Here is a 15046-nt window from a genome sequence, read left to right as displayed (position 1 = left end):
TGCCAGATCGGCGCGGATATCAGCAAGTAAATTACGTGCAGCACCACGCGTTAACGATGTCGTGGTTGAACCTCTGCGCGAAATCGAACGACTGCCATTCCGAGATCGCAATTGCACGCCAGTTGATCTTGACTATCTCACGTATAGGCGCAATGGACACGCGAGATCTTCAGTGATTTCGGCCACTTCTGCGCCGTCGCGAGCAGTCTAGAAATCAAACCATTCTAAATCTGGTCAGTCGAGAAAACGAAAACACATGAGCGCGTTCTATCGAGAGAAAGTTCTTTCCGTTCAGCACTGGACCGATACGCTTTTCAGCTTCCGGGCGACCCGTGATTCCGGTTTCCGCTTCCAGAACGGGCAGTTTGCCATGATCGGCCTCGAGGTCGACGGCCGGCCGCTGCTGCGCGCCTATTCGATGGCGAGCGCCAATCACGAGGAAGAGCTCGAGTTCTTCTCGATCAAGGTGCAGGACGGCCCGCTCACGTCCAAGTTGCAGAAGATCCGCGAGGGCGACACCATCCTGGTCGGCCGCAAGGCGACCGGCACGCTGATCACCGACAATCTCATTCCCGGCAAGCGGCTGATGCTGCTGTCGACCGGCACCGGCCTCGCGCCGTTCGCCAGCCTGATCAAGGACCCCGAGGTCTATGATCGCTACGATCAGATCCTGCTGGTGCACGGCTGCCGCCAGGTCTCCGAGCTCGCCTATGGCGAGGAGCTGGTCGCCAAGCTGCGCGACGACGAATTGTTCGGGCCGCTGCTGTCCGAGAAGCTGTCGTACTACCCGACCGTGACGCGCGAGCCGTTCCGCAACCGCGGCCGCATCACCGACCTGATCACCTCCAACCAGCTGTTCACCGATCTGCATCAGGGTCCGCTCGACATCGAGACCGACCGCATCATGATGTGCGGCAGCCCGGCGATGCTGGAAGAGCTGAAGCAGCTGTTCGAGACCCGCGGCTTCAAGGAAGGCAGCGGCAACACCCCCGGTCACTTCGTGATCGAGAAGGCGTTCGTCGAGCGCTGATCCTTGTCGTCCCGGCCAAGCCAACGGGTCGCGCGAATGCGCGCCCGATGACAGGCTCCGCGCGAGCCGGGACCCATAACCACCGCTACCGATTTGACGAAGGCTGGGGCCCCATCGGGCTCCAGCCTTTGCATGTGTGGTGATGGGTCCCGGCCTTCGCCGGGACGACGACAGTGCTTGTGGTGTGCACCATCTCCCCGCTGCTATAACGCCCCCAACGCCGCGCAGCCGTTTCCCGAACGCGGCGAGCAAGGGAGCTGCACCTTGTCCATCACCGATCCGGATGCCCCGAAGACCGCCTTTGTGTTTGCCGGCGGCGGCAGCTTTGGCGCGGTCCAGGTCGGCATGCTGCAGGCGCTGGCTGCCCACGGCGTGGCCGCCGACATGGTGGTCGGCTCCAGCGTCGGCGCGCTGAACGGCGCGTTCTATGCCGGCGACCCGACGGTCGCGGGCGTCGCGCGGCTCGCCGAGATCTGGCGCGGCCTGAACCGGAATGACGTGTTTCCGGTGACCTGGCGGACGCTGGTGGGTTTCCTGTGGCGGCGCGACTTCCTGATCCCGCATGACGGCGTCCGCAAGCTGATCGACGACCACATCCCGTTCCGCAATCTTCAGGACGCCCGGATCCCGATCCACATCGTCACCACCGACATCATCAGCGGCGACAGCGTGGTGCTGTCGGAAGGCTCGACGGCGGAGGCGATCATCGCATCGACCGCGATCCCCGGTGCGTTCACGCCGGTGCACTACCGCGATCGTTTCCTGGCCGATGGGGCGATCTCCAGCAACACGCCGGTTCGCGTCGCCGTGAAGCATGGGGCGAAGCGCCTGATCGTGCTGCCGACCGGGCACGCCTGCGCCAACCAGGCGCCGCCGGTCGGCGCGCTCGCCAACGCGCTGCATGCGCTGACGCTGCTGATCGCGCGGCAGCTCGTCAACGAGCTCGAGAACATCGGCCCCGATGTCGAGTATTTCGTCGTGCCGCCGCTCTGCCCGCTGGTCGGCTCGCCCTACGATTTCACCCGGACCTCGGATCATATCGCACGCGCCCTCGACACCACCAACGCGTGGCTGGAGAGCGATGGCCTGAAGGCGGGCCACATTCCGCACGAGTTACAGCCGCACGACCATTAAGCGAACGGCGCTTTCACCTCTCCCGCTTGCGGGGGAGGTCGCATTGCATCGTAGATGCAATGCGGGTGGGGGCTTTCTCCACGGAAAGAGCCTCGCGTGTGGAGACACCCCCACCCCAACCCTCCCCCGCAAGCGGGAGAGGGAGCGCAGCCTTCGCGCGGCTCCCACTCGTTGCAGTGCAAAAAAGCAAGCCAATCTACCCGATCGCGGTCACAGCACCCGCCCATCCGGGCGGTTGTCACATCTGTGACTGCTCGGCCGTATAACCGTGGTGCACTTGTTCCGCGAGTTGGATTAGGCTCGCGGCCGACAGGGGATTTCAGGCAGACCGGTTGAGGGTTTCCATGGACACGATACTGCTTCCGTTCTCGCCACGCTTCATCGTGCTGACGATCTGCGCCGTCGTCACCGCGCTCCTGCTGCTGGTCGGGATTTTCGATCCCAAGGTGTTCAAGATCGTTCTGATCCCGCTGATCATCTTCGGCGCGCTGACATTGCTCGGCATCCGCGACCTCACCCAGAAGGGCCATGCGGTGCTGCGCAACTATCCGATCTCGGCGCATGTCCGCTTCCTGCTCGAGGAAATCCGCCCGGAGATGCGGCAGTATTTCTTCGAGAGCGAGAAGGACGGCATGCCGTTCTCGCGCGACACCCGCGCGGTGGTCTATCAGCGCGCCAAGATGGTGCTCGACAAGCGGCCGTTCGGCACCCAGGAGGACGTCTACCGCGAGGGCTATGAGTGGATGCACCATTCGGTGGCGCCGAAGCCGCATGCCGACCAGAAATTCCGCATCACCATCGGCGGTCCCGACTGCAGCAGGCCGTATTCGGCCTCGGTCTTCAACATCTCGGCGATGAGTTTTGGCGCGCTCAGCCCGAACGCGGTGCGGGCGCTCAATGCCGGCGCCAAGAAGGGCGGCTTCGCCCATGACACCGGCGAGGGCGGCGTCAGCCCCTATCACCGCGAGATGGGCGGCGACATCATCTGGGAGGTCGGCTCCGGCTATTTCGGCTGCCGCAACCGCGACGGCACCTTCAATCCGGAGCTGTTCGCAAGCGTCTCGGGCGACGACCAGATCAAGATGGTCGAGCTCAAGATCAGCCAGGGCGCCAAGCCCGGCCACGGCGGCGTGCTGCCGGCCGCGAAGGTGTCGGAGGAGATCTCCAAGATCAGGGGCGTGCCGATGGGCGAGGATTGCATCTCGCCGGCCTATCACAAGGCGTTCTCGACGCCGCTGCAGATGATGGAATTCGTCGCCCAGATGCGCAAACTGTCGGGCGGCAAGCCGGCCGGCTTCAAGATGTGCATCGGCCATCCCTGGGAATTCCTGGCGATCTGCAAGGCGATGAAGGAGAGCGGGCTCTATCCCGACTTCATCGTGGTCGACGGCAATGAGGGCGGCACCGGCGCCGCGCCGCTCGAATTCATGGATCATTTGGGCATGCCGATGCGCGAGGGCGTCAATTTCGTCCATAACGCGCTAGTCGGCATCGGCGCGCGCGACCGCATCAGGATCGGCGCCTCCGGCAAGATCGCGACCGCCTTCGACATGGCGCGCGCGATGGCGATCGGGGCCGACTGGTGCAATTCGGCGCGCGGCTTCATGTTCTCGCTCGGCTGCATCCAGTCCTTGAGCTGCCACACCGACCGCTGCCCGACCGGCGTGACGACGCAGGATCCGATCCGCAACCGCGCGCTCTACGTGCCCGACAAGATCGAGCGCGTGTACAATTACCACCACAACACGCTGCACGCGCTGACCGAGCTGCTCGCGGCCGCCGGCCTCGAGCACACCAAGGATTTGCGGCCGATCCACTTCTCGCAGCGGTCTTCGACCACCGACGTCCGCACCTTCGCACAGCTCTATCCGGCGCTGCGCCCCGGCGAGCTGCTCGAAGGCACCCAGGACCGCCGCTACCGCGACGCCTGGGCGATGGCGCGCGCGGATTCGTTCCAGCCGGCGGGGTAGGGCGGTAGCGGTTTCGGTTCACCTCTCCCGCAAGCGGGAGAGGGGACGCAGTCCCGATGCTGCTACCGCTTAGACTCCATCTGTTCACGCAACAGTCACGCCGAACCATTTGGTCAGCGCCTCGGTCAGTCCTACCTGCGTTCGCTCGCCAACCCACGCCACATATCCGTCGGGCCGCACCAGAACCGCGGCCGGCGTCGGAACGGTTCCGAGCACCGGAAGCTCCCACGCGCCGTTGTATGTCGCGTCGATCCGCTGAATCCGGTCGGGCCATCCAGTGCTATCGATGGTACCGAGGCCACCAAAATTGATCAGCAGCGGCCGGGCTTCGTGCAGTAGGGCGAAGACCCGAACCCCACCGTCAGGCAGGACCAGATCGAGATCCGGCATGCGGCGTCCAAGCAGCGGATGGCCGTCGGCAAGGCCGTAACGAATGTCCAGCCCGGACATCATGCCGGCGTGGCGCTTGCGCGGTTCGTCCATTCTGAGCAGTTCGGACACGAACTCGTCCAGCGCCTTGCTGCGGTCGTCGGTGCGGCGAAGCGCGACCTGCGCCAACGTGTTGCGCAGCACGCGGACGCCGATCGGATGGCGTTCAGCGTGATAGCTGTCGAGCAGACCGTCAGGTGAAATGCCCATGATCACTTGTGCCAGTTTCCACCCCAGGTTCACCGCATCCTGCACGCCGATATTGAGCCCCTGTCCACCCATCGGCGCATGCACATGCGCGGCGTCACCGGCGAGCAGGACGCGCCGGTCGCGGTAGGCGGCGGCCTGACGTGCCATGTCGGTAAATCGTGAAATCCAGGTCGGATTGTTGATCCCGAAATCAGTTCCGTAGACGGCGATCAGCGCTGCGCGCACATCGCTCAAGCCAGGCTCCGTGGTCTGCAACTGCCGCTCGGTCAGCACCAAGCGTATGCCGCGCCCGTCCTCGAGCTTGCCGATCCCGTGGATGCCGGCGGTATCGTGGCGGAAGCCAAATGGCGGCTCCTCGGACATCTGCGCTTCCGCGATCAGCCAGCTCGTGGTCGGATTCCAGCCGGGGAACTCGATGCTCGCTGTCTTGCGGATCAGGCTGCGTCCTCCATCGCAGCCGACGAGATACTGCGCTCGCAGCGAATGCCCGTCAGACAGCGCGATGTCGACGCCGGCGTCGTGCTGCGCAAAGCCGGTCACCTCACGCTGGCGATAGATCGGCACACGGAGCTCGCCGACCCATCCGGCCAGGATGCGCTCGATATGGTTCTGCCAGAGCGCGAGCGTGTAATTGTGCCGGGTCGGAAAGTCGCTGAGGTCGAGCGGCATCGGGTGGACGTGCACGACTGGATGGCGCTTTCCTTCGGAGACGAACCGATCCGCGATGCCGCGCTGGTCGAACACCTCGAGCGTTCGTGCATGCAGGCCGCCGGCGCGCGAACCGGTGAGGTCCTGGCTGGCGCGCCGCTCGACAATCGCCACGTCGATATCAGCCAGTGCCAGTTCCCCCGCCAGCATCAGCCCGGTCGGACCTCCGCCTGATATCACCACCTGATGTTCGTTCATCCCGCGCTCCCTCAGTTCGATTGGGCGCGCGTTCTACGGGATGACCCCGGGCTTGCGGCAAGCCCGGGGGGTCTACATATATCTGAGTGGGGAGAGGGCTTTTGCCGCCCCGATCAATCCAGCCATCATTGCAAGAGAATCCGTAGCCCGGATGGAGCGGAGCGCAATCCGGGATTCTTTGCCGCGCGGATAAAGCAGCCCCAGATTTCGCGGAGCCTGTCATCGGGCGCGCGAACGCGCGCCCCGTTGGCTTCATCCGGGCTACGCTAGTACCCAGAATCAGAGCTGAGTGATACGGCGGCCTTTGAAACGGCGTTGACGGACCTTTTTCTTGGTCCAGACGAAGGGCTCGGCTCTGTCGTTGTATGCGTTGACGTAGGCATCGATGTGCTCCTGAAGCTGCGTGAGGCTTGTGAAGGAGGTGCCGCTGAGCGACTGCCCCTGCAAGATCGAAAACCATACCTCGACCTGATTGAGCCAAGACGCACTTGTCGGCGTGAAATGAAATTGCACGTTGGGGTGGGCCTTGAGCCAATGCTCGTTCTTCTTGTGGGTGTTGAGGTTGTCGAGGATGACGTGAAGCTTCCGGTTCGGAAAAGCCGCGGTGACGCTGTTCATGAAGTCGAGAAACTCGACGCGGCGTCGGCGTTTTGAATGCGCCGCGATGATCTTTCCGGTGGCGACTTCGAGCGCCGCAAACAATGTTGTGGTGCCATGCCGCTTGTAATCGTGGCTCTGGCCGGTCAAGGCGCGGCCATTGGGCAACTTCAGATAACCCTGCGCTCGCTCCAAAGCCTGGATCGAGGGCTTCTCGTCCACGCACAGCACAATGGCCTTCGCGGGCGGGGCGACATAGAGGCCGACAACATCGGCGGCTTTGGCCGTAAAGTTCGGGTCGTTGCTCTCACACCAGGACTTACGAGCCGCGAGGTCAATCTTGTGGCTGCGCAGGAACCGCCAGACATATTGGACGTCAACATCGCCCAGCGCCCCGGCCAGCAGGGGCCCGGTCCAGCGTGCGAACCCGTCCGGCGGCGGCTTGTCCAGCAGCTTCAGAATCCGCTTGTCGGTGGCCTTCGTATAGATTGGCTGCTTGCCCGGTCGCGGCTTGTCTTGCAGCCCTTCAAGGCCTTGGTCGGCATAGCGATGCCGCCAAAGGCTGACAATCCGCGGCTGGACCCCAACTTCCTTGGCGATCGACCGAGTGCTGCGTCCATCCGCCGCCAACAGAACTATCCGCGCCCGCTTCAAATCGCGCTGCAACGTCACCGGGGAGCGGCAACACGCCTCAAGCACCTTGCGATCTTTCCTCGAAAGGTGGACTTCTCTTGCTTCGGGTATCATCCCGACCTTGAATCACGACTCACGCTTTAAGAACAGTAGGTACTAGCTAGCTCCGAGACATCATTGCGAAGAACGGCGCGGCAAATTCACTGTCGTCCCGGCGCAGGCCGGGACCCATAACCACAGGGTGTTGTATTTGCCTCGCTGTGGCCCCGACCTGCCATAACCACATACAGCGGTGGTTATGGGTCCGGCTTTCGCCGGGACGACGTGGGGAGATTGCGCGTCTCAAAACTCCCCGTGGATGCGGCCGGAGAAGATGTGCACCGGGCCGCGGTCGGCGTTGTAGGCGGGGTTGGTGATGAACTGATAGTCCGCGGTCAAGGTCAGGTTCTTGTTCACCTGATAGGCGTAGTAGGTCTCGAAGATCCGCTCCGGGCTGTAGTTCAGCGCGCCGTCGCCGATCAGGAGGCCAAGGCCGCCGGCGGCGAGATAGTCGTGATGCGCGGCTGACAGCCCGTTGACCGCGCCGCCGATGCCGATCGTGTCGTTGGCCCGTCCCCAGCGGCTGCCCTTGATCGACAGGCCGCCGGAGATGCTGCGGTCGACATCGGTGAACGACAGGATCTCGTTCTGGCCGTCGTTCCAGCTGAGGCGGCCAAACAGGCCGACGTCGGTTGCGATCTGCTGCTCGCCGTTCAGATAGAAGCCGTATTTCAAATTGTCCTTGCGGATGCTTGCCATCACGTCGTTGATGTCGAGCCCCGGATTGGCGTCCTCGATCGCGAGCGCCTGGGCGTAATTGCCGGTGTTGCCGCGATTGCCGAACACGCCGACGCGCAGTTTGCCGGGTTGGTCGAAGATCGAATAGCGGCCCTCGAACTCCACCACCGCGCCGCCGGTGTTGAACACCAGGACGTCGCTGTTCGGCGCATTCGGCACCTGGAACACGCCGGCGCGCACCGCCCAGTCCTTGCGGTTGAGCTCGACCACGGCGCCGCGGGTATAGCCGGGCAGGTCGGCCGGGAAGTCGTAGGCGGCAGACGCCCACATCGCCCAGTTCATGAAGTCGGCGCGCGGGTCCTTGGCGTAGGAATTGCCGTCGAAGAAGTCGCCGACCGCAAAGCGCCCGACCACGACCGTGAGGCGGTCGATGTCGCGCTTGCCCGCGATCTGGTTCGGACCGTCGGCGACGTCTTCCTGCTCGCCGCCGAAGCCGAAGGTCTGCTTGAAGTAGTAGCGCTGCGGCCGGATCTTCGGGTATGGCGCGCCGGCCTTCTGCGCTTCGCCGTTGGAGAAGCCGGCAAGGCCGAGCGTGCCGTTGAGGCCAAAGCCCTGCGCGGTCTCCGGATTGAAGTAGAACTCGCCGCCCTCCCAGAGCCGCACGCCGAGAAATGCCGTGGTGGTCCAGGTCTGCTGCATCTGCCCGGGGCCGGGAAGGCTGTTGGTGCCGGAATACGGCGAACGGAACGAGGCGTAGCCCTGCGGCAGCAGCGTCGTCTGCGCGTGCACGCTCCAGTCGGTGGATTCAGGCAGCAAGGTCTGCGCCGGCGTCGCCGACCATGGCGAGTCGCCGAACTGGTAGTTCAGGCCGAATTTCACCAGGTGAATGTGCGGATCGATGCTGACGCCGGGCATGCCGAAGTCGGCGAGACCGAGCGTGCGGCGCGACAGGTCGATGTAGTCGTATTCGACCTTGGCGGTCCAATTGCCGCTCACCGCAAACTCGGCGCCGGCGCCGGCGGTCCAGCCGGTCTGGTACTGGCCGGGCTCCGAGATCACCTCGCCGTCGGTGTCGTTGACCCTGACCTGGCTGTGTCCCCAGGCGAAGCCGCCGGTGACATAGGGCATCCAGGTGCCGAAGCTGTAGCCGGCACGGCCGCGCACCGTGCCGACATAGTCGATCGACGCGTTGAACGGGCCGAGCCTGCGCCGCGGCAGGTCGGTCGGGCCGGTGAACGTCGCGTCGGCCTCGACGCCGAGCACGAAGCGGTTGGCGAATTCCTTGTTGTATCCAACCTGGAAGCCGCCGATCCCGCCGGTGATCGTGGGCGGAAAGAACACGCCCTGTTCCAGAATTGGGTTGGTGCCGGGGCCGAGCGTGCCGTCGCCATAGCCGACATGGGCGCCGACATAGAAGCCGGTCCAGCTGTAGACCGCCCGCGCGGCCGGAGACTTGAGCACCAGATCCGCCGCAGTCGCCGGCGTGCCGAGGGTGGCCGCGCCGAGCGCTGCGCCGGCGGCGATCTGAACCCGGAAGAGGCGGACGCAGGTCATGACGCGGCTTTCGGCGAACGGTTGGCGGTTTCGCCCGGCATCACTGCAGATTTGGGGGCCGCTTGCCACCCGAGATTTGAAATCATCGCCCGCCGTCCCCGGTCCGATCCGTGTCGGTCCATCCAAAGCCAGATCAGCACCTAGCATCCCCTGTTGCTTATTGCAAATCATTCGCAATAGCAACTGAGGTGCCCCAGATACCTCCTCGATTTGCACGCCACCATGACAGTCACGTAACAGCGCCAGCTGGCATGCCTCGTCCGCTGCGATCGGCCGCGCCTCCGCGGCGAACAGGTCGAGGGCCCGACCCGATCAATCGACACCACCATCGTCTTCGTGCCTTGTTTTGGCGAACGCCGGTTGCGCTGTGCCGCCGAGCACGACCCGTGCGCCAGCCCGTTCGACGCATCGCGCCATGGACAGCGCTGTCCGCATCCCGGCGTCTGAAATCACGCGTCGCTGATGGAGCGCGGTCGCGCCGCGCAGGATGGCGCTTGCCAGCCTGAGCAACACGATCGCGCCCCATCGCCGGCCGCGGCCAGGCGCCGTCACGCTCCCACCGTGGCGAGCTGGACGATGCGCAGCAGCACGAGGCCGGCGGCGACGATCAGGTAGCCACGCAGCACCAGCATCCAGATCCGGCTCAGCGCGCTGAGGCGCGCCTTTGGCAGCCGGTCGAGCGGCGGCATCCGCCAGGTGTCGCGGTCGAACAGCGGCGGCTTCAGTTTGGGGCGGAAGGAGGCATTACGGTGCGACGACATCTCGTACAGCTTGACGAGCGCGGTGACCGCGAGCGCAAGCAGGCTGCCGCCGACGAGGATGCCGATGATCCAGGCTTCGCTGAGATCGGGGAACAGCACCGCGGCGGTCAGGATCACCGACAGCATCACCAATGCCGCGACCACCGCGCCCGTGAACAGGTTCAGTTTGGTCGAATTGACCCAGGGCCCAAGGATGTGGCGGTCATTGCACAGCAGGAGCAGGAACACGGTTGCGCTGGGCAACAGCACGCCGGCCAGCGTTTGCACCGCCTTGGTGAGCAGCCCGAGTGGCGTACCCGGCGTCAGCACCAGCACGGCGGCGAGCACGATCAGGCCGCAATAGACGGTGTAGAAGCCCTTCGCATCCCACGGCTTGCGATGCAGCGAGTGCTTGACCGCGAACACGTCGCCGATCGCGTAAGCCGTTGCGAGCGAGACCGCCGCCGCGCCGATGATGCAGGCATCGAGCAGCGCGAGGGCGAACAGCACCGCCGGCAGCCGGCCGGCATATTTCTCGAGCCCGACCGCGGTTCCCAGCGCGTCGGTGTAATTGCCGAATTCGGGCCGTCCGGCGAACACCGCCGCACAGAACGAGATCATCGCCACGGCGCCGACCACCACCAGCGCGATGCCGATGCACAGATCCATCCGCTCATAGCGGATGAAGCGCGGCGTGATCCGCTTGTCGACGATGTAGCTCTGCTGGAAGAACAATTGCCATGGCGCCACCGTGGTGCCGACGATGGCGACGATCAGCAGCATCACCTCGCTGAGCCTGGCGTCGTGCGGCATCTTCGGTACGAAGAAATCGGCCGCGATCTGCCCGATCGGCGGATGCACCATCAGGATGACGGGCACCAGCAGCAGGCTGCCGACCACCAGCACGATGCCGAAGCGTTCGAAGCGGCGGAAGTCTCCGGTCGAGACCGCCAGCATCACGATTCCAGCTGAGGCCAATACGCCCCAGAACTGCGAGACGCCGAGAAAGCTCAGCGCGAGCGTGATGCCGATGAATTCGGTGACGATGGTCAGCGCGTTCAGCACCAAGAGGTCGATGACGCTGAAGGTGCCCCAGAACTTGCCGAAGCGCTCGAAGATCAGCTGCGCATGGCCGACTCCGGTGACCGCGCCGAGCCGCACCACCATCTCCTGGTTGACATAGAGCACCGGGATCAGGAGCAGCAGCGTCCACAGCAGCGTGGTGCCGTAATTCTGTCCGGCCTGGGTGTAGGTGCCGAAGGCGCCGGCATCATTGTCGCCGACCATCACGATCAGGCCGGGCCCGACGATCGCGAGCAGTGTCTTCAGCCGGGCCAGCCAGGTCGCGCGCGGCGCGGTGTCGTCGCGGGCGATGCTGCCGTGCGCGCCGTGGATGTCGCCGGCATGCGCGGTATCGAGAATGGCGGTTGGGGTGGTCGTCGTTTCGGTCATTTCGCGTCTCCTCGCCGCCCTCTGGGGCACGGCGGAGGGACGCGGAGCCGTCAGGCGCGCACGTCTCCGCTGCCGTGAGCAGCGGCATTTCCAAATGTCATGCAGTTCGAGAATCCCGCTGCAGCGCCTGAGTGGCGCGCAACGGGGCAACTAGGTCCTTCGTCCATGTCGGCCTCCTAAATCCGCGCCGCGGCTTTCACCACGTGGCGCGGTAATGTTGCGCGCGGGCCAAGGCGTCGGCCCGCGCGTCGCTGTTGATCGAGATCGCCGCTGGTGTTGTCGATGGTCCACCGGCATTCCAACTGGCCATCGATCAGGACCCAATGACAGACCGGGGTTGGACGCCGGCGGTCCGTCGGGCGGCGAAAGCCCGGCAGGTTGTCATTGCAATGCATGGCCGGCCGCGGCGGCATGCGCCGCGGCTCGACAACACGCCGCGGGCTTGCTTGCCGGAATTTTGCGAGCTTTTCGAACATCGCTCACCTCCACTTCCGCTGGTCGCGGCAGGCCGGTGAGGAGCGGGCGGTCAGCTGAAGCGCGACCGCCTGTCCACGCAGGCGATATCTGCGCGATCAGTCTTGCTGTGTTGCGGCGTCAATGGTCCCGGCGTTGCGGGGCTACTGTCGCCAGAGTTGCTACTGCCCATGTGCCTTCTGTGCTGGCTCGTGGTCGGGTTGACGTCCGGGGGCGAACCCGGTGCGGAACGATTGTTCCGGCAATCGGGCACTACGCCCGGCAAAATGGCCTGTCAAGCCGATTCTGCTATCCTCCCGGGAGGATCGTGATTATCCTCCCGGGAGGATAGGAGAACCGCATGTCCGACGACCATCCGCACGCCGCGATCGCCCGCCGCCTGAAGCGCGCCAACGGCCATCTCGAGACCATTGTCGAGATGATCGAGCAGGGCCGGCCCTGTGCGCAGATCGCCCAGCAATTGCAGGCGGTGGAGAGCGCGATCGAAAGCGCCAAGAAGGCGCTGATCCACGATCACATCGGCCACAGCCTGGAAGACACGCTGAAGGCCGGAGGTCCGAAGGGCCGCGCCGTGCTGCGCGACTTCCGGTTGATCGCGAAATATCTGTGAGCTGGGCCCGCCTGTCGCGAGCTCACAACGATTGACCCGCCCGGGGGGATTACCGGGCGGGTCGGTTGCGGCACGGGGTGGATGAGGACCCGTGCCGAACACCGAATCCGCAGCCTTAAATGTCGTCGATCAATAGCAGGAGCGCACGCGGCCGATATAGTTGCCGAAGGCGTCGTACTGGCGCACCCAGGCGCAGCGCCGATAGCCGCCGTTGTAGGTGTAGCCGTCGCTGGCCGCGATCGCGCTGCCGACAACGGCGGCGCCGACGAGGCCTGCGCCAACGCCCCAACCCCAGCCATACGGCCTGGCTTCAGCCTGCGAGGTGGTGGACGCGATGGTGCCGGTCACGGCGAGCGCGGTGAGGGCGATGGCGGCAAACTTGGTCTTGATCGACATGGAATACTCCATCCTGTGTGGGCGCGGCGCCGGTGTGGTCCGCATGCCCGTTGGACGGAGGCTTCCCGGTTCCGGTTCGAGAGATGAGGCCGGAAATATGGTTTCGTGAATTGTTTCGTCGCCATTGCCCCGACGAAGCAATTCCGATCAGCTGCCGCGAAAGATGCTCGGATCGAACCTGTCGACGTCGGCGAGCAGTTCGCAGAACGCGCGTGCGCCGTGCTCGATCAGCTGCTCGCCCTTCTCGGCCGAGGCTTGGGTCGCATCGCCGATCGCGCCGCTCGGATTGAGGTCCTGCGCCTGCCAGGTAAACGGCGCCGGCCGTTGCGTCGACAGCAAGCGATAATCCTTTTCGATTCTTACGCTGGCGGGCTTGAAGTCGGCGATCGCATCCTGGCGCACGGCGTGCGGATATTTCGCCAGCATGATCGAGGTCTCGACCGCGCCGCCATGGATGCCGTGGCGCAATTCGTCGGCATCGAACAGCCCGTCCGGCGCACCGAAGCGCGACCAGCTCGTCGTCACCACCAGCATGCCGTGTTGCGCGCGCAAATCTTGCGCCACGAGCTGCATCGCGGCGGAGTTGCCGCCATGGCTCGTCACCATCACGAGCTTCTTCACCCCGGCGCGCGCCACGCTCGCACCGAGCGCCATCCAGCTGTTCAGCGCCACCCTGGTCGGCAGCGTCAGCGTGCCCGGAAAATCGATGTGCTCGGTCGAGATCCCGACCGGCTGTAGCGGCAGGAACGTCACAGACCGGGACGCCGGCAGCAGCTCGCGCACCCGCGCCAGATAGGCCTCGCCGATCATGACGTCGGTTCCAAGCGGCAGATGCGGCCCGTGCTGCTCGGTCGCGGCCAGCGGCAGCACCGCGATCCAGCGCGCGGCCGCGTCCCCGGCGATATCGGGCCAGTGGATCGCAGTCCAGTCACGGGGCGGAAGCTGAGAAGTCATCAAGCAAGCGTTTCATTGGGTGGATTTGCAGGCTAGTTCGTTTAACATCATAGAGGCGTCTGCGTCTTCGGGCGCGATCCTCGTCGCCGGGGCATGATCCGCGCCCCGGCCTTCCATCATGGGCCATAATGTCAGACGGAGTCCAACCATGATCCGGGCCTTTTTGCCGCGAGCGTTAACCACGAGCCTTCTGGCTGCCGCCCTTTGCGTTGCCGCGGCCATCGTCCCGGCGCAGGCACAGACGCTGGACAAGGTCTCGTTCGGCACCAACTGGGTCGCCGAGGGCGAGCATGGCGGCTTCTTCCAGGCGGTCGCCGACGGCACCTACAAGAAATACGGCCTCGACGTCACCATCGTGCCCGGCGGTCCCAACGAGAACAACCGCATGCTCCTGATCGCGGGCAAGCTCGACTTCTTCATGAGCGCGAACTCGCTGCAGACCTTCGACGCCGTCACCAACAACGTGCCGCTGGTCGCGGTTGCCGCGATGTTCCAGAAGGACCCGCAGGTCTTCCTGACCCATCCGGAGGTCAAGGCCAGCAAGATCGAGGACCTGAAGCCGCTGACGCTTTTGATCTCGAAGGAGGGCATCACCAGCTACTTCCAGTGGCTGAAGTCGGAATACGGCTTCGACGAGAACAAGGTGAAGCCCTACACCTTCAACCCGCAACCCTTCATCGTGAACAAGCAGACCGCGATGCAGGGCTACGTCACCTCGGAGCCCTTTGCGGTGGAGAAGGCCGCCGGCTTCAAGCCGAACGTGCTGCTGCTCGCCGATTACGGCTTCAACTCCTACTCGACCCTGATCGAGACCCGCCGCGACCTAGTCGACAAGAAGCCGGATCTGGTGCAGCGCTTCGTCGACGCCTCTGTTGTCGGCTGGTACCATTACGTCTACGGCGACAACTCGGCCGGCAACGCGATGATCAAGAAGCTCAATCCCGACATGAACGACGAGTTGCTCGCCTATTGCGTCGCCAAGATGCGCGAGCACGGCATCGTCGATTCCGGCGATTCCATCAAGAACGGCATCGGCGCCATGACCGACGAGCGGATGGCGAGCTTCTTCGACAAGATGGTGCGCGCCGGCGTGGTCAAGAGCACCATCGACTATCGCCAGGGCTACACGCTGCGCTTCGTCAACAAGGCGGTCGGCGTCGAGCTCCGGCCGAAGAACTGA

At 64.6% G+C, this 15046-nt stretch carries 12 protein-coding genes; 5 read left to right on the top strand and 7 right to left on the bottom strand.

Going from position 1 to position 15046, the window contains the following annotated elements; all coding sequences use genetic code 11:
• Positions 1–256: 256 nt before the first annotated feature.
• From HAP54_RS07245 to HAP54_RS07235, 3 genes are all read left to right on the top strand, one after another.
• A complete protein-coding gene (locus HAP54_RS07245) occupies positions 257–1030 on the top strand; it encodes a ferredoxin--NADP reductase (RefSeq protein ID WP_024581583.1) in 774 nt (257 codons plus the stop codon).
• A 264-nt stretch (positions 1031–1294) separates the two neighbouring features.
• Entirely contained in the window at positions 1295–2164 is an 870-nt protein-coding gene (locus tag HAP54_RS07240) for a patatin-like phospholipase family protein (protein WP_175619383.1), read from the top strand.
• Between the two features lie 344 nt (positions 2165–2508).
• Positions 2509–4134 carry an FMN-binding glutamate synthase family protein gene (locus tag HAP54_RS07235; protein WP_166299243.1) on the top strand — a complete coding sequence of 542 codons (1626 nt, stop codon included), beginning with the start codon at positions 2509–2511 and terminating at the stop codon, positions 4132–4134.
• An 84-nt stretch (positions 4135–4218) separates the two neighbouring features.
• Here HAP54_RS07235 and HAP54_RS07230 read toward each other — a convergent pair whose 3' ends face one another.
• The 5 genes from HAP54_RS07230 to HAP54_RS07210 all read right to left on the bottom strand — a co-directional run bounded on the left by HAP54_RS07230 (position 4219) and on the right by HAP54_RS07210 (position 11908).
• Positions 4219–5679, bottom strand: a complete 1461-nt coding sequence (locus tag HAP54_RS07230) for an FAD-dependent monooxygenase (RefSeq protein ID WP_166299242.1) — start codon at positions 5677–5679, stop codon at positions 4219–4221.
• 279 nt (positions 5680–5958) lie between these two features.
• On the bottom strand, positions 5959–7023 hold the full coding sequence (locus tag HAP54_RS07225) for an IS630 family transposase (protein WP_166204319.1): 1065 nt from the start codon (positions 7021–7023) through the stop codon (positions 5959–5961).
• Positions 7024–7251: 228 nt separating this feature from the next.
• Positions 7252–9240, bottom strand: coding sequence for a carbohydrate porin (locus HAP54_RS07220; protein ID WP_166299241.1), 1989 nt, complete (start codon positions 9238–9240; stop codon positions 7252–7254).
• Between the two features lie 548 nt (positions 9241–9788).
• Positions 9789–11432, bottom strand: a complete 1644-nt coding sequence (locus tag HAP54_RS07215; RefSeq protein ID WP_166299240.1) for an NRAMP family divalent metal transporter — start codon at positions 11430–11432, stop codon at positions 9789–9791.
• Positions 11433–11608: 176 nt separating this feature from the next.
• Entirely contained in the window at positions 11609–11908 is a 300-nt protein-coding gene (locus HAP54_RS07210) for a hypothetical protein (RefSeq protein WP_166299239.1), read from the bottom strand.
• Positions 11909–12246: 338 nt separating this feature from the next.
• On the opposite strand from HAP54_RS07210, the gene HAP54_RS07205 reads away from it, so the two are divergent.
• A complete protein-coding gene (locus HAP54_RS07205; protein WP_029083225.1) occupies positions 12247–12516 on the top strand; it encodes a metal-sensing transcriptional repressor in 270 nt (89 codons plus the stop codon).
• 129 nt (positions 12517–12645) lie between these two features.
• On the opposite strand, the gene HAP54_RS07200 is transcribed toward HAP54_RS07205, so the two are convergent.
• Positions 12646–12912, bottom strand: a complete 267-nt coding sequence (locus HAP54_RS07200; RefSeq protein ID WP_166299238.1) for a hypothetical protein — start codon at positions 12910–12912, stop codon at positions 12646–12648.
• A gap of 147 nt (positions 12913–13059) precedes the next feature.
• Positions 13060–13866, bottom strand: a complete 807-nt coding sequence (locus tag HAP54_RS07195; protein WP_166299237.1) for a creatininase family protein — start codon at positions 13864–13866, stop codon at positions 13060–13062.
• Between the two features lie 148 nt (positions 13867–14014).
• On the opposite strand from HAP54_RS07195, the gene HAP54_RS07190 reads away from it, so the two are divergent.
• On the top strand, positions 14015–15046 hold the full coding sequence (locus HAP54_RS07190; RefSeq protein ID WP_166299236.1) for an ABC transporter substrate-binding protein: 1032 nt from the start codon (positions 14015–14017) through the stop codon (positions 15044–15046).

Origin of the sequence: Bradyrhizobium sp. 2S1 (assembly GCF_011516625.5) — a bacterium.
In the GTDB taxonomy this organism is placed as follows: domain Bacteria; phylum Pseudomonadota; class Alphaproteobacteria; order Rhizobiales; family Xanthobacteraceae; genus Bradyrhizobium; species Bradyrhizobium septentrionale.
The sequence above is the reverse complement of the archived record's forward strand: the minus strand, read 5'-3'. Positions and strand labels throughout refer to the sequence as shown.

Excerpts from the sequence above, each read along its gene's own strand:
- HAP54_RS07195 (WP_166299237.1), bottom strand. The coding sequence starts at position 13,866 with ATGACTTCTCAGCTTCCGCCCCGTGACTGGACTGCGATCCACTGGCCC.
- HAP54_RS07205 (WP_029083225.1), top strand. The coding sequence starts at position 12,247 with ATGTCCGACGACCATCCGCACGCCGCGATCGCCCGCCGCCTGAAGCGC.
- HAP54_RS07200 (WP_166299238.1), bottom strand. The coding sequence starts at position 12,912 with ATGTCGATCAAGACCAAGTTTGCCGCCATCGCCCTCACCGCGCTCGCC.
- HAP54_RS07220 (WP_166299241.1), bottom strand. The coding sequence starts at position 9,240 with ATGACCTGCGTCCGCCTCTTCCGGGTTCAGATCGCCGCCGGCGCAGCG.
- HAP54_RS07225 (WP_166204319.1), bottom strand. The coding sequence starts at position 7,023 with ATGATACCCGAAGCAAGAGAAGTCCACCTTTCGAGGAAAGATCGCAAG.
- HAP54_RS07215 (WP_166299240.1), bottom strand. The coding sequence starts at position 11,432 with ATGACCGAAACGACGACCACCCCAACCGCCATTCTCGATACCGCGCAT.
- HAP54_RS07190 (WP_166299236.1), top strand. The coding sequence starts at position 14,015 with ATGATCCGGGCCTTTTTGCCGCGAGCGTTAACCACGAGCCTTCTGGCT.
- HAP54_RS07235 (WP_166299243.1), top strand. The coding sequence starts at position 2,509 with ATGGACACGATACTGCTTCCGTTCTCGCCACGCTTCATCGTGCTGACG.
- HAP54_RS07230 (WP_166299242.1), bottom strand. The coding sequence starts at position 5,679 with ATGAACGAACATCAGGTGGTGATATCAGGCGGAGGTCCGACCGGGCTG.
- HAP54_RS07245 (WP_024581583.1), top strand. The coding sequence starts at position 257 with ATGAGCGCGTTCTATCGAGAGAAAGTTCTTTCCGTTCAGCACTGGACC.
- HAP54_RS07210 (WP_166299239.1), bottom strand. The coding sequence starts at position 11,908 with ATGTTCGAAAAGCTCGCAAAATTCCGGCAAGCAAGCCCGCGGCGTGTT.